Origin of the sequence: Pseudomonas sp. BIGb0381 (genome assembly GCF_024809815.1) — a bacterium.
GTDB lineage: Bacteria > Pseudomonadota > Gammaproteobacteria > Pseudomonadales > Pseudomonadaceae > Aquipseudomonas.
Window position 1 is genome coordinate 40,881 of sequence record NZ_JANUEN010000014.1, and the last position, 22,318, is coordinate 63,198.

General features: G+C 59.9%; 19 protein-coding genes. 12 read left to right on the forward strand and 7 right to left on the reverse strand.

The annotated features are described in order from the left end of the window. Window positions 1-46: 46 nt before the first annotated feature. From M2397_RS27335 to M2397_RS27365, 7 genes are all read left to right on the forward strand, one after another. Window positions 47-682, forward strand: coding sequence for a CGNR zinc finger domain-containing protein (locus tag M2397_RS27335; protein ID WP_184746690.1), 636 nt, complete (start codon window positions 47-49; stop codon window positions 680-682). 91 nt (window positions 683-773) lie between these two features. Further along, window positions 774-1,274: a sigma-70 family RNA polymerase sigma factor gene (locus M2397_RS27340; protein ID WP_131700030.1), complete on the forward strand. Its 501-nt coding sequence runs from the start codon at window positions 774-776 to the stop codon at window positions 1,272-1,274. Window positions 1,275-1,303: 29 nt separating this feature from the next. Next, window positions 1,304-2,257, forward strand: coding sequence for a FecR family protein (locus M2397_RS27345; RefSeq protein ID WP_259244811.1), 954 nt, complete (start codon window positions 1,304-1,306; stop codon window positions 2,255-2,257). 97 nt (window positions 2,258-2,354) lie between these two features. Beyond that, complete coding sequence (locus M2397_RS27350) at window positions 2,355-4,760, forward strand: TonB-dependent receptor (RefSeq protein WP_259244812.1); 2,406 nt, start codon at window positions 2,355-2,357, stop codon at window positions 4,758-4,760. Window positions 4,761-4,958: 198 nt separating this feature from the next. Continuing rightward, complete coding sequence (locus M2397_RS27355) at window positions 4,959-5,936, forward strand: type III secretion effector protein (RefSeq protein WP_178116761.1); 978 nt, start codon at window positions 4,959-4,961, stop codon at window positions 5,934-5,936. 291 nt (window positions 5,937-6,227) lie between these two features. After that, window positions 6,228-6,395: a type III secretion effector protein gene (locus tag M2397_RS27360; RefSeq protein WP_131700069.1), complete on the forward strand. Its 168-nt coding sequence runs from the start codon at window positions 6,228-6,230 to the stop codon at window positions 6,393-6,395. A gap of 171 nt (window positions 6,396-6,566) precedes the next feature. After that, window positions 6,567-7,472 carry a hypothetical protein gene (locus tag M2397_RS27365; RefSeq protein WP_237683179.1) on the forward strand — a complete coding sequence of 302 codons (906 nt, stop codon included), beginning with the start codon at window positions 6,567-6,569 and terminating at the stop codon, window positions 7,470-7,472. 58 nt (window positions 7,473-7,530) lie between these two features. Here the strand turns inward: M2397_RS27365 and M2397_RS27370 are convergent, their stop codons facing one another. Continuing rightward, window positions 7,531-8,682, reverse strand: coding sequence for an MFS transporter (locus M2397_RS27370; protein ID WP_131700028.1), 1,152 nt, complete (start codon window positions 8,680-8,682; stop codon window positions 7,531-7,533). Between the two features lie 332 nt (window positions 8,683-9,014). On the opposite strand from M2397_RS27370, the gene M2397_RS27375 reads away from it, so the two are divergent. The 5 genes from M2397_RS27375 to M2397_RS27395 all read left to right on the forward strand — a co-directional run bounded on the left by M2397_RS27375 (window position 9,015) and on the right by M2397_RS27395 (window position 16,106). Beyond that, a complete protein-coding gene (locus M2397_RS27375) occupies window positions 9,015-10,001 on the forward strand; it encodes a diaminopimelate epimerase (RefSeq protein ID WP_259244813.1) in 987 nt (328 codons plus the stop codon). 312 nt (window positions 10,002-10,313) lie between these two features. Next, a complete protein-coding gene (locus M2397_RS27380) occupies window positions 10,314-12,332 on the forward strand; it encodes a type VI secretion system tip protein VgrG (protein WP_167656639.1) in 2,019 nt (672 codons plus the stop codon). Further along, window positions 12,332-13,168: a DUF4123 domain-containing protein gene (locus M2397_RS27385; protein WP_259244814.1), complete on the forward strand. Its 837-nt coding sequence runs from the start codon at window positions 12,332-12,334 to the stop codon at window positions 13,166-13,168. Before M2397_RS27380 ends, M2397_RS27385 begins: the two co-directional genes overlap by 1 nt. Next, on the forward strand, window positions 13,161-13,943 hold the full coding sequence (locus tag M2397_RS27390; protein WP_259244815.1) for a hypothetical protein: 783 nt from the start codon (window positions 13,161-13,163) through the stop codon (window positions 13,941-13,943). Before M2397_RS27385 ends, M2397_RS27390 begins: the two co-directional genes overlap by 8 nt. Window positions 13,944-13,955: 12 nt before the next feature. After that, window positions 13,956-16,106 carry a lipase family protein gene (locus tag M2397_RS27395; protein ID WP_259244816.1) on the forward strand — a complete coding sequence of 717 codons (2,151 nt, stop codon included), beginning with the start codon at window positions 13,956-13,958 and terminating at the stop codon, window positions 16,104-16,106. Between the two features lie 9 nt (window positions 16,107-16,115). On the opposite strand, the gene codA is transcribed toward M2397_RS27395, so the two are convergent. The 6 genes from codA to M2397_RS27425 all read right to left on the reverse strand — a co-directional run bounded on the left by codA (window position 16,116) and on the right by M2397_RS27425 (window position 22,267). Continuing rightward, window positions 16,116-17,351, reverse strand: coding sequence for a cytosine deaminase (gene codA / locus M2397_RS27400; protein WP_131700023.1), 1,236 nt, complete (start codon window positions 17,349-17,351; stop codon window positions 16,116-16,118). A 27-nt stretch (window positions 17,352-17,378) separates the two neighbouring features. Then, window positions 17,379-18,584, reverse strand: a complete 1,206-nt coding sequence (locus M2397_RS27405) for a PucR family transcriptional regulator (RefSeq protein WP_167656643.1) — start codon at window positions 18,582-18,584, stop codon at window positions 17,379-17,381. Next, the gene (gene codB / locus M2397_RS27410; protein WP_184746704.1) at window positions 18,581-19,843 is read right to left on the reverse strand and encodes a cytosine permease; all 1,263 of its coding nucleotides are present in this window, start codon (window positions 19,841-19,843) and stop codon (window positions 18,581-18,583) included. The genes M2397_RS27405 and codB overlap by 4 nt, the downstream gene beginning before the upstream one ends. Before the next feature lie 190 nt (window positions 19,844-20,033). Further along, complete coding sequence (locus M2397_RS27415) at window positions 20,034-20,657, reverse strand: NUDIX hydrolase (protein WP_167656644.1); 624 nt, start codon at window positions 20,655-20,657, stop codon at window positions 20,034-20,036. A gap of 96 nt (window positions 20,658-20,753) precedes the next feature. Continuing rightward, window positions 20,754-21,110: a 6-carboxytetrahydropterin synthase QueD gene (gene queD / locus M2397_RS27420; RefSeq protein WP_003237990.1), complete on the reverse strand. Its 357-nt coding sequence runs from the start codon at window positions 21,108-21,110 to the stop codon at window positions 20,754-20,756. A 77-nt stretch (window positions 21,111-21,187) separates the two neighbouring features. Beyond that, the gene (locus M2397_RS27425; RefSeq protein ID WP_131700019.1) at window positions 21,188-22,267 is read right to left on the reverse strand and encodes a patatin-like phospholipase family protein; all 1,080 of its coding nucleotides are present in this window, start codon (window positions 22,265-22,267) and stop codon (window positions 21,188-21,190) included. Window positions 22,268-22,318 lie beyond the last annotated feature (51 nt).

Genomic DNA, 22,318 nt, shown 5'->3' on the forward strand with positions numbered 1-22,318 from the left:
GTAATCTGCGCCATCGCAGCCATACCGCGTTTTTTCAGGAGCAGGCATGACGCATTTCACCGGCACTGCAAAATCCATCCGTCTGATTGGCGGGGTTCAGGTATTGGACTTCATCAATACAACCAACGGCCGCCGCCCTGGGTCGCCGCTCAAGGTAATGGAAGAGCGGCTCACCAGTTTTCAGTTCTTCTTTGAATGGGCGCTGCACGCCTCGTTGATCTCCGCCCAGGAGTTCGCTGAATACAAGGCCATGGTGTTTGAGTCGCCTATTTCCTACCAACCGGATCTGGACGCCATCATTGCGTTCCGCGAATGCCTGTATGCCGTGTTTTATCCGTTGTCCTTGCGTCAGGCTGCGCCTGATGACGCCTTGCAGCAGATCAACCTGAATTTCCAGCAAGGCACCGCCTGGCGTGTACTGCGCACGGTTGACGGAACGCCGGCCTGGGCGTGGAAAACCTGCACCTCTGCCCAGGAACTGAGTGCAATGTTGATCGGACGGCTGGCAATCGAGGCCACGCAATTGCTGGTGTCCGGTGATCTTCGCGCCTTGAAGTGCTGCACGGCCACCGACTGTGATTGGCTATTCCTGGATATCTCCAAGAACAAACTGCGCAAATGGTGCCAGATGAGCGTGTGCGGCAGCCGGGAGAAATTGAGTCGCCTTAAACAGGCGCTTTAGTCTCCAGGCAGTGTCGCGGTCGACGGGTAGCAATTGCTCCGCTTAATAGGAAGCATTACTATTCATGCCCCGCCTCCCCAGTGCTCCCGCGATGATCCCTCAGCCGCCCCGCAGAACAGGCTTTTTCGAGCACTACGAAGAGTTGATCGGAACCTGGACGCGCCGCCTGAGAAATCGTCAGCAGGCCGAGGACCTGGCCCATGACACCTTTGTGAGAGTGCTGGAGACAACCGCCTCCCAGGTAGAGCAACCGCGCGCTTACCTGCATCAAACTGCGCGAAATATCGCCGTGGACGCCTACCGACGCGAAGATCGGCGGGAAGCCATGGCGTTGGAAGCCTTTGATCAGCGCCAGCCCCATGGCGGCGACCCGGAGCATTTCATGCACGCGATCCAGTTGGCGGACTCTATCGAACGGGCCTTGGCCGAGTTGCCGCTCAACTGCCGCAGGATTTTCATCTGGCAGAAGATCGAGGGCCTGACCCAGCAGGAAATCGCCGAGCGCCTGGGCTTGTCTAAAAATATGGTGGAAAAGTATATGATCCGCACCCTGCGGCATTTGCGTGACCGCCTGGACGCGATGGCCCCATGACACACGCTCGCTCTGAAACAGGACCTTCCATGATGGATAACCGTGCCCGCGACGAAGCCGCGCAATGGTTTGTACGCCTGCAAGACGGCGAACTGAGTGCCTCTGAGCGTCAACGGTTCGAGGCCTGGCGCAATGAGCATCCCGATCACCCATACGAATTCGATGTCTTGCAGGGAATGTGGAGCGCCACTGACCTGCTGCCCAAGGCCCGCTTGCAGGCGCTCTGTGATGGGCCGGCCGAACGCCCCAAGCGCCAAGCCGTGTTGCGTTATGCGGTGGCCGCAAGTGTCGTCGCTGCTGCCTTGGGCCTGGGATTATTCAGCGGGCTTGATCATCCAGAACCCTGCAGCGCCGAGTTCAGTACGCGTGTGGGTGAGCATCGCCAGGTCGCGTTGCCCGACGGTTCAGTGCTGGACCTCAACAGCCGCAGCGTGGTCGCGGTGCACTATGAAAAGGACCTGCGCGGCGTGGAACTCAAGCAGGGCGAGGCGATGTTCAGCGTCGCGCACGATACCCGCCGGCCCTTCGTGGTCGATGCCGGGGCCGGGCAGGTGACGGTCACCGGCACCCGTTTCGATGTCCGCCGCGATGATGACCAGACCCGCGTGATGGTCGAGGCAGGTACCGTAAAGGTGCAGGGGCACTCTGTGGACAACGTGGTGACGCTGACGGCAGGCCTGGGTACCCAGGTCGACAGCAAAGGGCGGGTAGCAGCGGCCTATGACGTGAACACCGAGGAACTGACTGCCTGGCGTAACGGCAAGCTGGTCTTCAATAACGCCTCGCTGAGTGAAGTCGTCCGGGAAGTGTCCCGCTACCGCGAGCAACCGCTGCGGGTCGGCACGCCGGCTGTGGGTCGCCTGCGCCTGACCAGCGTGTTCAAATCCGACGACACCGATGCCTTGCTCAAGGCCCTGCCACACATCCTTCCGGTCGCACTGCGCACCTTGCCGGACGGCAGCCAGGAAATTATTTCACGCTGACATTCAGGTTTTTTTCGAGTTCTTCGTCTTCTCCTGCAACTGCAACTGGTTTGCATTAACAGCCGTGTACTCTTGCGATCACAGGACTAGGTTCGACGTGAAAAAACTTGCCGCCTATCACAATAAAATCTCCCGCTGGGTACCTCTGGCGCTGGTGCTCGCTGTCAGTGCCTCCCTGCCTATGGCCTACGCTGCCGAGGGTATTCATATCCAGGCCCAACCCTTGGGCGCGGCGCTGAGCCAGTTGGGCCAGCAGACTTCCCTGCAAGTGTTCTTCAGCCCCGATTTGGTCGCCGGCAAGCAGGCGCCGGCGGTAGACGGCAACCTTTCCCCTGAGCAGGCCCTGCGCCAGCTCTTGCAAGGTAGCGGCCTGGATTACCAGATCGACGCGGGCTCCGTGACCCTGCGCCCGCTGAGCAAAGGCACCGGAGAAGCCGGCTCGCCTCTGGAACTGGGTACCACCGATATCAAGGTGGTCGGTGACTGGCTCGGCGATGCCGACGCCGACGTGGTGCAGAACCACCCCGGCGCGCGCACGGTGATCCGTCGCGAAGCGATGGTCGAGCAGGGCGCAATGAACGTCGGCGACGTACTGCGCCGCGTGCCCGGCGTGCAGGTGCAGGAATCCAACGGCACTGGCGGCAGTGATATTTCCCTCAACGTTGGCGTACGCGGCCTGACGTCGAGGCTGTCGCCACGCTCCACCGTGCTGATCGACGGCGTACCGGCGGCGTTCGCCCCGTATGGCCAGCCACAATTGTCGATGGCACCGATTTCCGCCGGTAACCTGGACAGCATCGACGTGGTGCGCGGCGCCGGTTCCGTGCGTTATGGGCCACAGAACGTCGGTGGCGTGATCAACTTTGTGACCCGTGCGATTCCCGAGAAGTTCTCCGGCGAAGTCGGCAGCACCCTGCAAACCTCGGCCCACGGCGGCTGGAAGCATATCGACAACGCCTTTATCGGCGGCACGGCCGATAACGGCATCGGCGCGGCTTTGCTGTACTCCGGGGTCAATGGCAACGGCTATCGCAACAGCAACAACGGCAACGATATCGACGACGTGATCTTCAAGACCCATTGGGCGCCGACCGACCAAGACGACTTCTCGCTGAACTTCCATTATTACGACGCCAGCGCCGACATGCCCGGTGGCCTGACCCAGAAGCAGTTCGACGCCAACCCCTACCAATCGGTGCGTGACTGGGACAACTTCAGCGGCCGCCGCAAGGACGTGTCCTTCAAGTACATCCGGCAGATCGACGACCGCACCCAGGCTGAAGTGCTGACCTACTATTCCGACAGCTTCCGTGGCAGCAACATCGCCAACCGCGACCTGAAAACCCTTGGCTCCTACCCGCGCACCTACTACACCTTCGGCATCGAACCACGGGTGTCCCATGTGTTCGACGTGGGCCCCAGCACCCAGGAAGTCAGCGTCGGCTATCGCTACCTCAAAGAAGGCATGCACGAGCAGGCCACCAGCCTCAACCTGGTCAATAACGTACCGACACCGGGCGGGCAGAGTGATGGTCATGTCTACCAGGACCGCACCGGTGGCACCGAGGCCAGCGCCTTTTATATCGATAACAAAGTCGATATCGGCAAGTGGACCATCACCCCGGGTATTCGCTTCGAAGACATCCGTACCGAATGGCACGACCGCCCGGTGGTTGCGCTGAACGGCACTCGCACTCAGGAAAAACGCCGCGAAATCCACAACACCGAACCGCTGCCGGCACTGAGCGTGATGTACCACGTGTCCGATGCCTGGAAACTGTTCGCCAACTACGAGACTTCGTTTGGCAGCCTGCAATACTTCCAACTCGGGCAGGGCGGCACCGGCGACCAGACCGCCAACGGCCTGAACCCGGAAAAAGCCAAGACCTACGAGGTGGGGACACGCTACAACGACAGCGTGTGGGGGGGCGAGCTGACATTCTTCTACATCGACTTCTCGGATGAGCTGCAATACGTCAGCAACGATGTGGGCTGGACCAACCTCGGCGCTACCCAACACACGGGTATGGAAGCCTCGGCCCACTACGACCTGTCGAACCTGGACTCGCGCCTCGACGGCCTCACGGCGAATGCCGGCTTCACCTACACCAAAGCCACCTCCGAAGGCGACGTACCGTTCAAGGGCCGTGACCTGCCGCTTTACTCCCGTGAGGTGGCCACCCTGGGCCTGCGTTACGACATCAATCACTGGACCCACAACCTGGATGTGTACGCCCAGTCCGGCCAACGCGCACCGGGTACCACCAGCACTTACATCACCCAAGGCACGGCGGACGGGCGGTTCGGCGATATCCCAGGTTATGTTTCAGTCAATGTGCGCAGCGGTTATGACTTCGGCGAACAGTTGTCGAACCTGAAGTTGGGCGTCGGCGTGAAAAACATCTTCGACCAGCAGCACTACACCCGTTCCAGTGATAACAATGCCGGCTTGTACCTGGGCGAACCGCGTACGTTCTTCGTTCAGGCCAGCGTCGGGTTCTGATCCGTCCCGGTTTGGAAATATCGCAGTCCTTGGCCGGGCTGCGATTCTTCTGCTCATTTCCTACACTGTTTCGATGCATCTTGCTGCTTGATCAGGAACCGATTCCGACAAAAAGCCACACATGGGCTAGCTGACAAGCTTCGACTTCATGGTTGGAGCGCCCGGCTGAAGATTGCGCTCACCGTATTGGAGAAACTTATGTCGGTATCGATGCTCGATACACCCGTACCCACCTCATCAAACCCTGATTCTTCGCAGGTCAAATCCAGCCCTGCGGCAAACAACGGCCGTGCGGCACCGGTCGCACCATCCTTCAGCGGTCAAAACGCTGCAAACGTCAGCTTCCAGTCCCGGGAAAGCGCGGCCGGGCCAGTGTTCGGCGGTCAATCGCAGGCGACAGCGCGTAATAGTGTTGCAGATCCCGCGGCCCATCAAAAAAGCGCTTCTGCGCAGTCGGGTTTACTGGATCAGATCAGGCATTGGGTGAACCCATGGTTGGGTTGGGGGCGACCACCGCACCATCCAGGTTGGAGCAATCCTCCACCCCGCCCCATGCCTGTCATCAGCAACCCACCGCCACGCCCATTCCCTACCTTGCCAGGCAGGCCTGACCCGCAGTACTCCCTCAAGAACAATGAAGACTTGGCAATGCAGCTGCGTGACAACTTCAATGCCTTCAGGGACCCCAGGAACCCTGGGTATATCAGTGCCGACAGCATTCGAGCGATGGCGAATAAAGGTTGGTCTCCGTTTCCCAGCGTCAACGAGAACATTCGCCTGGCCAAAGAACTGCTGCGACGTCCGGAACTGATGAGTGCGCTTGACCGGCACACCTCTACCGGTGCGCTCGATGGTCTGATCGACCGGAATAATGTGAACGCAGTTATCTACGGACAAAACTACTTCAAATACAAGACTGACAAGGAACTGGCGGGTGAGATGCTCGAGCATTTCAACGAGTTGAAAGGCAGCCCCTGGAACCGAGAACTGAACGTCAACGATCTGAGAAAGCTGGCTGCCGAAAACCTGACGGGTGACTCTCCCAGGGATCACCTGATCCAGTTGTCCCAGGAAATTCTAAAGCGCAGTGATGTGCTGAGGCAGATGGATGACCTGCTCAGCAGGCCGGGTGACCATAAGATCAGTTGGGCTGGGCTTTACTTTCTGGCTCGCTGAGCGACACCCAGGCGCCGCGAATCGGATGCGGCGCCTGCATCCATCCTTTCAGGAACTGTTTACGCCAATTCGCCACACAGACTTTATCCACCGGCACCAATCAACTCCGGCGGTTTTCAGATTCTGAGTGAGGGCTAACCAATGACTTCAACCTCGTTTCGTTCATCCCAGCCCAGCTGCCAAGAGCTTTTTCGCAACCCCCATGCAGAGGACACCACGCTGTTGGAGAGGGATGCCGCATCGCGCGATACCTTTGCCCCTTCGAATGTACATGCGGCCGAAGCCCAGCGGATGAAGGCTTTTGTCGGCCAGCACAAATTCCAGGCACCTGTTGCGGGTGACTTTTTCCGGGGCATGCGGGTGGAGGAAAAAAGCGCCCATGACGATACTACTGCGCCGAAAAACGCCGGCCTGCTCAATGGCCTGACCGCTTGGTGGCGCAAGCAGAAACTAGGTTGATGCTGCCGTGCGGTTACAAACACTCAAATTTTACTGGAGTCCATTTGGCCTCTCTCCGGAACCACTGTTTTCCGAGAACCACTTAATCGCTGGTTGTTGATTTCGAGGCGTTTTTGACGATCGAACAACCAGGGGCCGGTCCACGGAATCTAACTATGCTGGAGATGAACTATGTCTTTCATGATCAATAATCCAGGGGGTGTCCCGCCTGGGTTGAATACAGCGACGGGGAACGGCCATGCCCGATACGGGGTAGATGCACGCGCGCTTGGCAAATCGCTCCCCACGCAGCAGCCTTCATTCGATAGTAAGTTCGCGAACGGTGCCCAGCGGCATTTCGACGGTCAAAACCTCTACGGGGGCATGTCGAATGTGGGGAACCCCTATGTCAGTTCGGACGACCACCTGCTGGCGACTCAACTGAACAACGTCTTTCCTATGCTGGGTGATTTCAAGGAAGGTGGCCGCCTGACCCTGAAATCATTGACGAACATAGCCAACGCGAAACCTGGCGAGAGCAAGGTCCCCGAACGTACGATCATGCTTGCCCGGGAGATACTCAATCGCCCACGACTGGGCGAGTCGATTGTTGGCAAGGGCAATGAAATCACCCCGGACAGCCTCGAAAAAGCCGCCAGTTTGATGATTGGCAATACCAATCCCAACACTCAGAGCGCCGACCCCTACCATGCGAAAACCGACGCACAGGTCGTCCAGGCGTTCAGGGGCATGTTTGATGACTTGCGGGACACGTCGGAAGACCGCACCTTTTTTTTCGAAAAGCACCGGTATGTGAAGAAAGAGACGATTATCGAGATGAGCAAGGATCCTGACGAAACAGACAAAAATGGTCAGGTTGTGCGGGATATGGCCACTGGGTTCCCCAAGAAGAAATACAGCGAGCAGCAGGTATACATGGCCAAGAATCTGGTCGAACGACCCGGGCTGTTGGCTTCGCTGGACAGCACCAAGGCTAACGGAACCAACATTTTCGGCAGCCACAACGATGATGGCTGGTTGAAGAACTACAGCATTGATCGCTGGTTGAAAAACGATAAGGAAGAGAAGGGGAGATAAATCGCTCAGGCGTGCATGAGCTTCTTGAAAGACTCAAGAGGCTCATGTTTTTCTTCGTTCATACCCGCAGTATTTTTCCGCTGACCGCCACCGCTACCAGCAGTACCCCGATCAACAGGAAGGCGGTTGCCAGGCTGCTGCCATGGGCAATGAACCCGATTACGGCAGGCCCGGTCAGAATGCCGGCATACCCGAGGGTAGTAATGGCCGGGACGGCAATGTGTTCCGGCATGACGTTTTGCTTGCCGACGGCAGTGTAAAGCACCGGAACAATATTTGAGCAGCCGGCCCCTACGAGGGCGTAGCCCAACAGCGCCATTTCCCAGGCGGGTGATAGCGTGGCGAGGAAGATACCGGCCGCAGCCAGCGAGCCACCGGCCACGATTACCCAGGTAGCGCCCAGGCGCCGTACGATGGCATCACCGGTCAATCGCCCCGCCGTCATGGTCAAGGCGAACGCCGCGTAGCCCAGCCCGGCGTAGGCTTCATCCAGGTCGCGCTCGGCGCTGAGGAACACCGCGCTCCAATCGAGCACCGCGCCTTCGGCCAAAAACACAATAAAACACAGGCAGCCGATAAACAGCACCACGCCATGGGGAACCGCAAAGGCAGGCCCTGAGCTTTCACTGCCATAAGGCAACAGGTGTGGGCCGGCCTTGAGCAGCGCCACCACCATGACAGCGATCACCACCAAGGTCGCCTGCAGTGGCGACAGGCCCAGCCCCAGGAGCCCGGCGACACCCGCCGCGCCGACAATCCCCCCCAGGCTGAACAATCCGTGAAACCCCGACATCATGGTTTTTCCGCTGGCTCGTTCGACAATCACCGCCTGCAAGTTGACCGTGGAATCCACTGTGCCCAGGCCGGCACCGAACAGGAACAAACCGGCCATCAGCAACGGAATCGAACTGACCGTGGCCAGCATCGGCAAGGCCAGGCAGATCATGATCGTACCGGCCGTCAGCACCCGTCGGCAGCCAAAGCGCGACGCTAATGCGCCCGCCGCCGGCATGGCGATGATCGAGCCCACCCCCAGGCACAACAGCAACAGACCCAGCGTGCCTTCACTCAGGTCTGCGCGCGCCTTGGCATAGGGCACCAAGGGAGCCCAGGCGGCGATACCGAAGCCGGCGATGAAGAAAGCGATGCGGGTCGACATTTGCTCCAGACGCCCGGGAACCACGGGCGCAGAGGTGGGGATGGCAGTCATGAAAAATCCTTGGTTTAGCGTTCAACGAACGATGTCCGGCGCGACATCCTTGCACATCAGGCCTTGGGGGGCGAGCCGGGTTCCCCTCGAGATAAGCGCCGATGATTTTTTTTACAATTCGGGAACGTTATAGGCGTTGGCAACCACGCATGGGTTGGCGTTCCGGAAGGTGTGTAATTCCTGTGGGAACTGGTGAACCCCGGGTTTCTCACGGTGGATTACCACCTTCCGGACCGCCTCCCACACACCCTGCGTTGTGTAATACGCTGCTCGCCCAATCCTGTAGACAACCGAGCGGACGCATCGATGAAGATTGCAAGGCAAGTGGCGCCATGACCCAGTTCTATGACGCACGGGGCAACATTTACGGGGTCGCCAGCCCGGCGTTTTTACGACAGCAGGGCATCGAGGTGCCCAACAGCGCGGCGCATGCCGCGAGGACTCGCGAGGCTTGGACTGCGTCGGCCGTAAGCTCCGAATGCGAGTGGGGTTCGACGCCGCGCCCGGCCAATGCCAAGGCCCACCGCTGTGATGGCTTGCTGGTTGGCCCGTTCCAGGCCGAGCCGCCGTTTGACCTGTTGATCGTGAACACCGACGGCTCCCTGGCCGAGCGCAGTGGCAATGGGTTGACGATTTTCGCCCAGGCGCTTACTGACCAGGGCTTGATGACCGAGGCCTGTGATTTGCGCGTGCACCATGACAAGCCTGACGTGGTGTCGCCGGTGGTGACTTGGGTCGAGCCTGCTGTCTATGAACACCGCTCTGGATTCTGGCTGGCATTGGGTTTGCCCGGATTCGGGCCATCTGCCGTGGGTGCGCAAGGGGTGGAGCAGGTGTTCCTGGGCGGCATTGAACTGAGCCATGTGAAGGCGTTGGCGGTGATCAACCCACAGTGGGCATACAGTCAGTTTGTGCGTGTGGGCAATCCTCATTGTGTGACCTTGGTCGAACACGTGTCAGCCTTGCCGAACAATCTGCTGATGCAACAGCCGGCGCTGTTCGAACCGTTGCAGGCGATTGCCTTCGCCCCCCCGGCAGGAAGCGGCGAGCCATGTTTGGCCGGAGTCAATTTGCAATGGGTCGCCAGGCAATCCGGCAACCGTGTTGTTGCCCGGGTGTTCGAGCGGGGAGAGGGCCCCACGGCGTCCTCCGGCACCAGCGCCAGTGCCGTGGCATGTGCGGCGTGGCGAGCGGGTTGGGTTGAGGGCGATGATGTCGCGGTGGTGATGCCGGGCGGCACTGCGCCAGTACGCTTGCATACCCAGGTTGATACGCTGCTGAGCGTCAGTCTGTTCGGGACTGCACGGCCTCAGACATGAAGTCTTTTGAACAGTTGACGCCCTGAGTGGGAGTCAGCTGTTTCGCTATTAATTAATTGATTAGATAAAAGTTGGTGTAGGGCATTTCTTATACTTTAAGAGGTGGCACATTGGCTCGGTTTGTTGTTTTGTAAAAGACACTTCAATCTCAGTTGTACGAAACTTCTTTTTTATTTTTTTGGGGGCCGATTTTTTTCTGAGATCGCTAAGCTTCAAGGTGTTCAGGCGCTTTTTCTCGGCAACTTATTCAATGTTTGGCGGGGGAAGTATTTCAGTCCGGTAATAAATATCGATATTGGCGGGTAACAACGGATGGTTAACGCGTTTGTTTCGTCACGTTTCAAATTAATCCTTCCAGGCATAAAGACTGACTTTCAAGTACTGGCGTTCAAAGGCCAGGAGGTGCTTGATCAGCCGTTTTTCATCCAGGTGCAGGTGGTCAGCGAAAACCCTTCACTGGATCTGGAGTCACTGCTCCACCAGCCCGCCTACCTGGCTTTTGGCGACGCCAATGAAGGCCTGAACGGGCAGATTTACGCAATTGGCCGCGATGACCCTGGGCGGCGGCTCACCCGTTATCACCTGACGTTGGCGCCGCATCTCGCCTACCTTGCCCATCGACGCGACCAGCGGATTTTCCAGCAGCGCAGCGTTCCGCAGATCATCGCGGCAGTCCTCGAACACCACGGCATCCTGGCCGACCGCTATGCCTTTGAACTGGGGCCGGTGGTCTACCCACCGCGTACGTTCTGCGTGCAATACGCGGAAACCGACCTGCATTTCATCCAGCGGCTGTGTGAAGAGGAGGGCATTCATTACCACTTCCGTCACAGCGAGAACCAGCATGTGCTGGTGTTTGGCGACGACCAGACCGTATTTCGCCGCCTGCCTGCGCAGCGTTATTCGCCTGCCGGCGGGCCGCTGGCCGAAACGCGAGTTATCCAGCGTTTCGACGTACGCCTGGCTACCCGCAGCCAGCAAACGGTGCGTCGTGATCATGACTTCGAGCATCCGTCCTTATGCCTGCAAGACACCGCGGGTTCTGCCTCAGCGCAACCTCTTGAGGACTACCACTACCCGGCTGGGTTTACCGGCCATGCACGGGGCGCGCGCCTGGCTCGCAGGGGGTTGGAGCGCCTTCAGATCGGCCGATATCGAGCGTTGGGCAAGAGCGACCAGGCGGTGCTGCGCAGTGGGTATTTTCTTGAGCTGCACGACCATCCGGATCCGGCCTGCAATGATTTATGGTTGATCACTTCGGTCCGTCACGAGGGTTATCAACCGCAGGTGCTGGAGGACGCGGCAGGTGAGGTGGATGGATTCCAGGGGTATCGCAACCGTTTCACTGCGACACCCTGGAGTGCACCGTATCGACCCCCTCTCAAGCACCCCAAGGCGACCATCCACGGCACCCAGACCGCAACGGTGACCGGGCCTGCCGGTGAGGAGGTGCATTGCGATGCATACGGCCGGGTGAAGGTACGGTTTCACTGGGATCGACTGGACAAGAGCGATGACAAAAGCAGTTGTTGGGTGCGGGTGGCATCTGGTTGGGCCGGAGACGGGTTTGGCGCAACGATGATCCCGCGGGTGGGCATGGAAGTGCTGGTGACGTTCCTTGAGGGCGACCCGGACCAGCCGTTGATCAACGGTTGCCTGCCCAATGCGCTGCACATGCCGACCTATTCCTTGCCGCAACACAAGACCCGCAGCATCTTGCGCAGTCGCAGCACCCCGGGCGGAGGCGGCGGCAACGAATTGCACCTGGAAGACCACCGTGGCAAGGAACTCATCTACCTTCGGGCTCAGCGGGACCTGGAGCAACAGGTGGGGCATGACAGTCGCCTGGAAGTGGCCGGTGAGCGGCATGAAATCATCCGAGGGTTAAGCGCGGTTCGCCTGGAAAGCGAGGAGCATCGTCACGTCACCGGTGACCGCAAGGTTGTGCTCAAAGCCAGCGACCATCTGGACGTGCAAGGCGATAGCCAGACCTATGTCGGGCAGACCCTGGTGATTGAAGCCGGGCAACAGGTGCATCTCAAAGCGGGTGCCGGCCTGGTGATCGACGCGGGCGTACAACTGAGCTTCAAGGCCGGCGGGGAGCACTTGGTGATCCAGGCAGGCGGCATTTTCAGCAGTCGGCCCATCACCCTCGGTGGCACCCCGTCCGCGACCGGGTCGGCGAACTCCCTGTTGGTTGCCGAGAACCCGAAAATCTCTGCCACACAGGGCGCCATCATGCACTTGGCCAGACAACTGGATGCGGACTTCTGCCCTGTATGCGAGTGCTGCCGCGAAGGCCTCTGCACTGTCGGCGGGAGGGCAGCCTGATGGAAAACCTTCCACACCGATGGATGAACCAACAGCAGCAGGCGGGGTACAGGCTGTGCCTGATGCTTGAGGGTAGTAACGCAGCTTGCCAGCCACTGTTGGCGGCACGTGGTTTTCCAGCGTACTGCCGCCTCTACGCACAAACCCCACTGGCGGAAATGGCCACGGCCGGCCCCGTGATCCTGTTGCTGGATCAGGTAGGGGAGCCCGCATTGCTCGATCTTCTGCAGGAACCTGAGATGAATTGGGGGTGGTTGGGCAGTTTGCCAAACGCGGACCTGACGCACATGTCCCGGCATTGGCGCGACCGGCTGCTGGTCGGACCGGAGAATAACCGGACGCTGTACCGCCTTCACGACAATCGTACGTTGGCGCGTGCACTCAGCCATCTGGGTCTTGAGCAATGGCCAGCATTCCTCGGCCCACTGATCAGTGTGTGCTACTGGCATGAAGGCAGTTGGCACTGTGGCGACAACCCTGCTCCCGGTGACTATCCGGTGCCCGAGCCAGCCCCTTGGTTGAACACGCCCAACCCGAATGCCTGCGCCATCCTGCACGCCAATATCCTGCGTTACCTGCTGGCTGAGCACAGTGAAGACCTGGCGGCATTGGTTGAATTTCATGATCCAAGAGTCTGGCTGACCCAGGTCCTTGAGCAGGCTCGCGCCTGGCAATGGAGTAACCCGGAACAGCTGGAGTTCCTGGTCGTGCGACGGTTGGAAGAGGCCACTCGCAGCAGCGTGATTCGGTGGCAGCCGATGGTTGGAGAAACACCGCAGGATCACTTTGAACGAGTTAAGCAGCAGTGGCACATGTTGGAGAACAAGGATGAGTAAGCGTGTATGGGGCGTGTTGCTTGCGCTGGCAATGGCGGGACTTTCGGGGTGTGCGATGAAGCCGGTTGATCGCTTTACGTTGGAGGTGGATTTACCTGCGGAATTTAAGCTTAAAACTGCCGCTAACTACGGGCCCGCAACGGGCGAGACCTGCACCTTGCCAAGGCGCAGAGGCAAGAGGCCGGAGCGGAAGGTCTTTTTTACCGAGTACAAGCCGGTGGCAAGTCGGGCGAGTTATGAATTGCCGCTGAGTGAAATGGTACAGGGGTGTCCGCTGGCATTGCGCAGTGTGGACTTTGATCTTTATGCGAAGTGGGGCGAGCGGGATTCGGATGTTGGGGGGGATATTGGGGGGATTTCCATTCGGGATCGTCTGGAAGGTGATAGGCCAGGAATGCCTGAGTCGGGAGTTCAGGAACTGTCTTGGCAATGTCAGTGGTTGTTTCGGACTGCGGGGCCGGAGCACGTAATCATAAAGGTCCTTAAATGCAGATATTTGCGCGACGGTGGGGCGCCACCTAAAGCTAGTGCGAGAGGTGGTTTGCTGCGAGATGAACTGGGAGGGCAAAAGGTACTGATAAAAGTAGGGCTTAATCCCGAAGAGCGACCTTACATGGGCGATAACTGGATTCGGGTTCCTAGTGGGTGGAAGCGCTGTCTAGGGAAGGATTTTGATGATCTGTATGCGTTCTGTAACGGGAATACTACCGACTTCAAGCCCATTAAAATGCCCGATGGGCGTATATGCGACATATATCCAACTTGTACTGAATAAGGATATCCAGGCATGACGATGGAACAATGGAAGCACCCTTTTTTTAAGGAAAGTATGCCCGCTTGCACATTGCATGGAGGTTGGCTGAGTTTTTGTCTAGTGGACGAATCAGGTGATGGAAAAGCCTATGGAGGGCTTAGATATGAGATTTTTGACAGCTCAGGGCAGCGGTACAAAGGGCATTTGAATGGGGAAGGGTTTGCCCGGCTGGAGGGGCAGTGTCGAGGTCCTGTCGTGCTGGTTTTAGATGCTCCATATGAGGTGGAGAGGGACTATTATTCAACATTGCGGCAGCGAGACAGCTATCCATTACCCATCACCGATCTTCAAGTCCGAGCTGAACAAACCCGCTTTTCAAATACCAATGGTCGACGAACCGAAAGCAATCCTGGACGACAGAACGCAGATCGGTTTTACCAGGTTGAAGTGAGCGACTTGGTTCGCCATATCGCGCATCTTCCCTCTGTGGAAGAAACGCCCCTGCGCCCCCCACGGCATGCATTGAAAATGATGGCTGATTTGGGATTTGGCCCGCCCCAGCCAACCTTGTCGGGTATCGTGCTGTTCCCCAGTAACCATACCGTTCTCGAAGTTCGACCGCTGCGGGCCCTGCGCCCGATGCTCTGCACTGAAGATAAGTTCTGTGCGTTGAACCTGTATCAGTTGGCCTTGTTTGCAGCGTTGAGTTACTGCGATTTTGGGCAGGAGCCGTCTGAGAAACCCGTTGATAAAGTCCATTTTCCGCTGGACCCCAGCGTTGGAAATCTGTTTGCCAAACAACTGTCTGGATACCGCGAAGCCTGGCGAGTTGATCCCGAGCAAACTCAGCGCTTTTACCCTCTTTATGAAGATGTCCCTTATTCCAGGCGCTTCGAAGTCCTGCCCTTCGACCCTGAGTTGTACCTGCAAAATCGCCCGGAGCTGGGGGCGAAACAGGAACACCCCGCAAGCTTGCACTTCTTTGATGATGAAAAGGACGGCACTGACACCCAGGCGTTCATCACCCATCACGATGAGGTGATCCTGATTTCAGTGCGCGGCACGTTCAGCACGGCCGACGCACTACGGGATGCAAACGCCCATCAAGTTGTATTCGCCGATGGTATCGGCAAGGTGCACGAAGGTTTCTATCAGGCTTATCGAGCTATGCGTGACTTCGTGCTGCGTTACCTCAGTCAATTTCACATAGGCCAACGAATAGTCATTTGTGGTCATAGCTTGGGCGGCGCAATTGCGTTGTTACTGGCCGAAGCGTTACGTCGGATTCCAGGGCGTAACTACAACATCCTCCTCTACACCTACGGCGCCCCCCGCGCCGCCGACTCTGAGTTCAACACCGGCGCCTCCACGTTGGTTCACCACCGCATCGTCAACCACAACGACCCGGTCCCCAGCGTCCCGGCCCCTTGGATGAACACCACCGCCAAACTCTGGATCCCCGGTGCCGTCACGCTGTTCAGCGCCCCCACGGCCGGGGGCCTGTTATTCGCCGCCGGCCTGGTGCGTATTGGCGGTAACCCCTACCAACACCACGGCGATCAACAGCACTTCATGCCGATCGTGCTCCCGGACGGTACGCATTCGTCCGTGCTGTGGAAGCCGGGCTGCGAGTCCATTGAAGAAGCCGGCCGCAACCGAGCATGGCAAACGCGCGGTGACATGCCCGATCGCGATGGCCTGATCAAGCAGTTGGTGCAATACAAACAGCATTTCATGACTGCCAGCTACATCCCGGCCGCCTGGGCGACGTTGCGTCGCTGGCAACAAGCTGTGGATAGCAACGGTCCTCTGGTTACCCAAAGGGAGTTTGAACTGCTCGACCATGCCCTTGCGACCATGCGCAAACAACTGCGAGACAAGCGGCGTGAACTGACTCGACAGCGCCCGGCCAACGACCGTGCCTATGAATACCATGAGCCGCTGAACGCCGAGATCGACCGCCTGCACACCAGTCGCGAGCGCCTGCAAACCCTGCGCTGGCGTCGTCTTGAAGCGCGTGATGTGTATGGCAGCCATAGCCACTCCTCCAACGTGCAATCCAGTCTCAAGCGCTGGCTTCGCCATCGTGAAAACCAGGAGTTGCCTCAGGTCGCCAGCATCCCTCCCGCTGCGCAGAGTGAGCTGGGGAGGGCACAACCGCTGGATCTCGACTCAATCGTGTGATCGGCGTGCTTATACAAACTCCACCTGCGCCGGCTGGCGTTTCATCAGCACCTTGCCGTGGCGAATCGAGTACAGCGGTAGCCCTTGGCTGCGAATCACCTCGTAGTCGCTGTCGGCCGAGAGGATCAACAGGTTGGCCGGGCGCCCGGCCTCAAGACCGTAACGGTCACCCAGGGCCATGGCCTTGGCGCTGTTGTCGGTCACCAGGTCGAGGGCGCTTTGCAGGTTGCGGTAGCCGAGCATATGGCAGATGTGCAAACCGGCTTCCAGCACGCGCAGGATGTTGCCGTTGCCCAGCGGGTACCAGGGATCGACGATGGAGTCCTGGCCAAAGCATACGTTCATGCCGGCCTCCAGCAGCTCGTTGACCCGGGTGACGCCGCGGCGTTTCGGGAAGCTGTCGAAGCGGCCCTGCAGGTGGATGCTTTCGGTGGGGCAAGAGACGAAGCTGATCCCGGAGTGCCCCAGCAGGCGGAAGAGTTTGGCGCAGTAGGCATTGTCGTAGGAGCCCATGGCCGTCGTGTGGCTGGCGGTGACGCGGGCGCCCATGTCGCGGCTGCGGGCTTCTTCGGCGAGTACTTCGAGGAAGCGTGAATGCGGGTCGTCGGTTTCGTCGCAGTGCACATCCACCAGGCAGCCGGTGCGCTCGGCCAGGTCCATCAGGAACTTGACTGAACTCACGCCTTGGTCGCGGGTGTATTCAAAGTGAGGGATGCCGCCGATCACATCAGCGCCGAGGCGAATGGCTTCTTCCATCAGCTCGCGGCCGTTGCGGTACGACTCGATGCCTTCCTGGGGAAAGGCGACGATTTGCAGGTCGATCAGGTGCGTGCTTTCTTCGCGCACTTGCAGCATGGCCTTGAGCGCCGTGAGGTCGGGGTCGGTGACATCGACATGGGTGCGTACATGCTGGATGCCGTGAGCGGCGAGGGCCTGGATGGTTTTTTTGGCGCGGGTCCTGGTGTCTTCCTCGGTGATGGTGGCCTTGCGTTCGCCCCAGCACTCGATGCCTTCGAACAGGGTGCCGCTCATGTTCCAGCGCGGTTCGCCGGCGGTGAGGGTGGCATCGAGGTGAATATGCGGTTCGACGAAGGGCGGTATCACCAGGTTGCCGGCCGCATCCAGGTCATCGGCCGCCATTAACGGTGCTGTTGTTTGTGGGGTGATGCTGGCGATCCGGCCGTGTTCCAGGTGCAGATCATGCAGGCCTTCACGGTTGCGCAGGCGGGCGTTGATGATGTGCATGGGCAAGTTCCTCTTGGCTAAAAACAATCAGGCAGACAGCCGCCAGATCATCAGGGCGATGCCGATGTCCAGGCGGTCATAAGCGTTATCCAGCGTCAGCCCACACAGGGCTTCGATGCGCTGGACACGGTGTGTCAGGGTATTGCGGTGTACGGCCAGGCGCTGGGCGGCAGCCACAAGGTTACCATTCTCGTGAAACCAGGCTTCCAGGGTCGGCATCAGGCTGGGCCCGTGGTGCAGGTCGTGACGCAGCAGCGGGCCCAGGCGTTCATTGAGGAATTGGTCGAGCAGGGCGCGATCACGCACGCCGCTGAGCAGCTTGAGCACGCCCAGTTCGTCATACACGCACAGCCCGGCACGTTCGCTGAACCGTCGTGCCGCCGCCAATGCCTGGCGTGCTTCGTCCTGCGCCTGGGCCAGGTGCGCGGGTGGGTGTGAAGCGGCACTCAGGCCGATAAACAATTTCAGCGGTGCCAGGCGCAGGTTGAGCGGGTTCAGCCAACTGGCCAATTGTTGGCGATTGGCCAACGCCGTGACGGCATCCGGTGCCGGCAGCAGCAGGGTCCATTGCCCGGCGCGACCCAGTACCGGCAGCACCGCCGATAACTGACGCAAGCGTCGACTGATAGCGTCGTGTTGCCGCGCCAGCTGCGCCTCCACCTGTGCCGCGTCGCCTTGGGCAAACAGCAGCTCACTGCCTTCCACCTGCAGTTGGGCGACCTGCCAATGCCCGGCCAGTGACATGTTCAATTGCACGGCCCGATGCAGCAGCAAATCCAGGGATTGATAATCCCCGGTCAGCAAGCGCTCCAGCACGTCGTGCCGCGAGCGCCCCAGTTGTTCGGACTGGATCAGCGCCGAACCAATCGCCTGGGTCACCAGCACCATTTTCAGCGAGTAGGGCTGCTCGATCAGCGGCATGCCGGCGGCTTCGGCGGCGTCGAGCAAGCGCTGGGGAATCGCCTGGATATACGCCGCTCCCGTCAGGATCACCAGCCCGGCCACTTGGCGCTGGCAGGCTTCGTCCAGCAGTTGCAGGAGGTTGGCCTCATCCCGAGGGTGATTGATGCCGGTGACGAACACCAATTCACCACCCAGCACCCACTCGGCGATCCCACTGTTTTCCGCCACATAAGGCCAACGCACGACGTTATCCAGGGCGGCAGCGCCGGCGCGCAGGCACATGGATTCCAGGCCCGGCAACGCCAGTACATCCGCAATCGTCAGGCTCATGCCCGGGCATCAGCCAAGGGTACACGCAGCACGGCGGTGAGTACGACGTAGGTCAGCGACGCGGCAGCGATACCCACCAATGGCGCGACCCACGGCGAGTTGAACGCCAGCACGGTCCCCACCGCGTACGCCACCAGCCCGGCCCAGTTGAAGGCCGGCAGGCGTGCATCCGCCAGGCGCGGGTAGTGGCCGCGCCAGCGGTAGAAGAAGTCCGCCATGATCACCCCGCCAATCGGCGGAATCACCGTACCCAGCAGGATCAGGTACGGCACCAGCATGTCGTACATGCCCAGCAACGCCAGCAAGGTGCCGATCACCGCACCCGTCAACGTCACGGTTTTGCGGCGTTTGGTGCGCAGCAGGTTGCAACCGGCCACGGCGAAGTTGTAGATGGTGTTGTCCTGGGTGCTCCAGATATTGAGCAGCAACATGGCCATTGCCGCCATGGCGAAGCCTTGCAGCAGCAACACTTCGACCACATCGGGCTGTTGGTAGACGATGGCGCCATAGGCGCCGATCAGCACCATCAAACCATTGCCGATAAAGAACCCGATCAGGCTGGCCAGCACCGCGACCTTGGCCGAGCGGGAAAACCGCGTCCAGTTGGTGGCCTGGGTGGCGCCGCTGACGAACGTGCCGAACACCAGGGTGATCGCCGTGGACACATCCAGCTCGCCGGTCGGCACCACCGCCAGCAGCCCATCCAGCCCGCCGACTTTCACCGTGGCGACCCACATCGACAGCAACAGCAACAGGCCCATGGCCGGCACCGCGATGTAGGAAAGAATCTCCAGCCCGCGATAGCCCACGTAGGCCGTGGCGCAAAACACCAGGCCGAACAGCACCATCAACGCCAGCACGCTGCCCTGGCTCAGCTCGAAATACTTGCCGAGCACCACGGCGGCCGTGGCGGTGCCCCAGGCGTACCAGCCGATCTGGGTGAAACCGAGGATCAAGTCACTGAGCTTGCTGCCCACCTCGCCAAAGCAGAAGCGGCCCATCAACACCGAGTTCAGCCCGCTCTTGAACGCGATGTAACCCAGGCCTGCGGCGTAGATACCCAGCAGCAGGTTACCCAAGGCCACCACGCCGAGCATCTCGGTGAAACTGAACGCCACCCCGAGCTTGCCGCCGGCAAACATGGTTGCGGTAAAAAAGGTAAAGCCCAACAGCACCATGGCGGTCGACGCCAGGCCCTTGCGCGCATGCATGGGGACTTCGCTTAAGGGGTAATCGTTACCCGGTTCTTGCTGCGTCATGTCCGTGCTCCCTGAATGAGTGACGCAGGCCTATTGCACCGGGCGTGCCAAATCAGCGGCAGTGACAGGCGCACGGTCGACGCTGTGCACTGTGCACAGTATTTATAGCCAAATAGGGGGGAAACGCAGGTAGGCGTGTTCGCTGTGCCCAATCGGGCACGAAAGCGGTGCAGCAGTGGTACAAATTGGATCAGTCGAACAGCGTCTGCGTGGTCTCGCCGCGATGAAAGGCAAACGCCGCCTCCAGATCACTTTCGATGGTGCGCCCACGGGACAGCGGCGGCAGGTCGTCCAAGGTAAAAAAGCCCACCTCGGTGGTCTCGAACCCGGCCACCGGCGCCAGTTGATCCACCCGTTCACACAGGAAATACAACTTGTAGAAATCCCGCACATCCGGCCGATACAACCCCTTGGCCTTGTGGGTGACGCTGTACAGTGCCCGCGCAGTAACGCTCAGCCCGGCTTCCTCGCGAATTTCCTTGATAATGTTTTCCGCCGCCGACAAACCGATATCGGCATAACCACCGGGCAGCGCCCAGCAGCCGTCGGTGGCCTCGCGCACCAGCAGAATGCGCTCACCCTCGATCACCGCGCCACGCACGTCGATCATCGGCGTCGAATAGCGCTGGGCGAAATCCGAAACCAGCCCGGTGATGCGCTCCAGCGGCACGTTGCCCAGCTGCGCCAGCATGCTGTGGGCAATCTCGGCGATTTCTTCCAGGCGTTCGCGCTCGAAATCATCGGTGCAAAAGTGCAGCCCCGTGGAAGCCAATGCTTGCAAGCGTTTGGCTTGGGCCAGCCAGGTAGTTTCCATGGACATCTCCTCGGTGGCGAAGAAAGGGAAGGGTGGAAGGGTGCTACGGGAGGCACAAAAAAACCACCGCAAGGGTGGTTTTTTAACATCGCAGGCCTACTCGCCGCGATAGATGCAGCCACTGGTGCAGGTCTCGTGGATGCGGATCGCACTGAGTTCCGGCAACAGCGGTTTGAGTTCAGTCCAGATCCACTTGGCCAGCACTTCGCTGGTGGGGTTTTCCAGGCCTGGGATGTCATTGAGGTAGTTGTGGTCGAGGCGTTCGTAGAGCGGCTTGAAAATCGCCTTGATCTCCGAGAAGTCGCGAATCCAGCCGGTATGGGGATCCAGGTCGCCGCTCAGGTGGATCGCCACCTTGAACGAATGCCCATGCAGGCGCCCGCACTTGTGGCCTTCCGGTACGTGGGGCAGGCGGTGGGCGGACTCGAAGGTAAACTCTTTGAAGATTTCCACAGTATTTTTCAGCTCGGTCAGGTATCTGGCAGGCGGCGAGTTTAACAGCTTGATCCCATGCCGCGCATACCGCTGGGTCAAAGCGCCTGCAAGCGCTCGCCCAGGCCACCGTTATCGGCCAGTTGCAGAAACTCATCCCCCAGCCGCCGGCTCTCGCTCATCGCGGTTTGCCAGTACTTGTTGCGACTCGGGTCGTCGCCCATGAAGCGCTTGAAGTCGCTGCGGTCTGGCAGTTTGCCGTGGGGCAGGCGGGCCAGGTAGTCCTTGGACGGCGCCAGCAGCAACACATCCTGCAAGCCTTGCTGGTTGCTGCGCCGCCATGGCAGGCCCTTGTCGAACCAGCCCGGGATGACCCGGTCGGTGAAGTGCGGGTACAGCACGATGTCGTCGCCGTGGTAGGGCAGGTCGAGGTGGTAGTCCAGCAGGCCGCCGTCGCGGTAGGTGCCGGTGCCGGCTCCGGGCAGGTCGCGCACGCCTTGCATCACCATGGGGATCGAACCGGATGCCAGCAGCGCCTGGCGCAGGTTGCCCATGTCCAATTCAAGGAAGCGTGAGGGGAAATCCTTCAGCGGGTGCACCGGCGGTGCCTGGCGCGGGTCGTGGATGATCAGCCGCTCGAAATGCCGCGCCAGCCGCGCTCGGCCGCGCAGGTTGTCGGCAATCACCGATGACAGGCCCAACCCCAGGCGCCCGCGGTGGTCATCGGCGAGCAGGCCGTGGCTCTTGACCACCATGATGTTCAGTCGGTAGTCGGGGTTGTCCAGCACCCGTGCGTCGCGGCCGGCCAGCAGGTCGTCGAGCATGCGCTGGCAGCTGCGGCTGACTTCGGCCATGGTCACGCCTTTGGCAAAGCGTTGTTCGTTGTACAGGCGGCCGAGGTCCAGCAGGCCTTGCACCGGGTTGGGCAGGCAGGCGCTGGCAAACCGCCAGGAACCGATCGATGCACCGATCAGCGCACGCTCCCTTGGCGCACGCGGTAGCCAGTCGCCGAACAGCGCCAGGTCCAGGCCCTGGATCCCCAGCGCCTTGGGGCCGCCGGCCGCTCCGGGGAGTATGCCGACATCCGCAGGCTTGAGGCCCTGTTCGCGAATGCGCGCAAAGGCGCGTTTGCCGGCCTTGAGGGTCAGGGCGGGGAACTTGATGTGGATGGCTGTCATACCGGTCTCTGTTGAAGCGGGGTGTAGGAGCAGGCGTGCTCGCGAAAACGT

Bases quoted from the DNA above. Each gene is read 5' to 3' on its own strand.
- M2397_RS27335 (WP_184746690.1), top strand. From the start codon at position 47: ATGACGCATTTCACCGGCACTGCAAAATCCATCCGTCTGATTGGCGGG.
- M2397_RS27340 (WP_131700030.1), top strand. From the start codon at position 774: ATGATCCCTCAGCCGCCCCGCAGAACAGGCTTTTTCGAGCACTACGAA.
- M2397_RS27345 (WP_259244811.1), top strand. From the start codon at position 1,304: ATGATGGATAACCGTGCCCGCGACGAAGCCGCGCAATGGTTTGTACGC.
- M2397_RS27355 (WP_178116761.1), top strand. From the start codon at position 4,959: ATGTCGGTATCGATGCTCGATACACCCGTACCCACCTCATCAAACCCT.
- M2397_RS27360 (WP_131700069.1), top strand. From the start codon at position 6,228: ATGAAGGCTTTTGTCGGCCAGCACAAATTCCAGGCACCTGTTGCGGGT.
- M2397_RS27365 (WP_237683179.1), top strand. From the start codon at position 6,567: ATGTCTTTCATGATCAATAATCCAGGGGGTGTCCCGCCTGGGTTGAAT.
- M2397_RS27370 (WP_131700028.1), bottom strand. From the start codon at position 8,682: ATGACTGCCATCCCCACCTCTGCGCCCGTGGTTCCCGGGCGTCTGGAG.
- M2397_RS27375 (WP_259244813.1), top strand. From the start codon at position 9,015: ATGACCCAGTTCTATGACGCACGGGGCAACATTTACGGGGTCGCCAGC.
- M2397_RS27380 (WP_167656639.1), top strand. From the start codon at position 10,314: ATGGTTAACGCGTTTGTTTCGTCACGTTTCAAATTAATCCTTCCAGGC.
- M2397_RS27385 (WP_259244814.1), top strand. From the start codon at position 12,332: ATGGAAAACCTTCCACACCGATGGATGAACCAACAGCAGCAGGCGGGG.
- M2397_RS27390 (WP_259244815.1), top strand. From the start codon at position 13,161: ATGAGTAAGCGTGTATGGGGCGTGTTGCTTGCGCTGGCAATGGCGGGA.
- M2397_RS27395 (WP_259244816.1), top strand. From the start codon at position 13,956: ATGACGATGGAACAATGGAAGCACCCTTTTTTTAAGGAAAGTATGCCC.
- codA (WP_131700023.1), bottom strand. From the start codon at position 17,351: ATGCACATCATCAACGCCCGCCTGCGCAACCGTGAAGGCCTGCATGAT.
- M2397_RS27405 (WP_167656643.1), bottom strand. From the start codon at position 18,584: ATGAGCCTGACGATTGCGGATGTACTGGCGTTGCCGGGCCTGGAATCC.
- codB (WP_184746704.1), bottom strand. From the start codon at position 19,843: ATGACGCAGCAAGAACCGGGTAACGATTACCCCTTAAGCGAAGTCCCC.
- M2397_RS27415 (WP_167656644.1), bottom strand. From the start codon at position 20,657: ATGGAAACTACCTGGCTGGCCCAAGCCAAACGCTTGCAAGCATTGGCT.
- M2397_RS27425 (WP_131700019.1), bottom strand. From the start codon at position 22,267: ATGACAGCCATCCACATCAAGTTCCCCGCCCTGACCCTCAAGGCCGGC.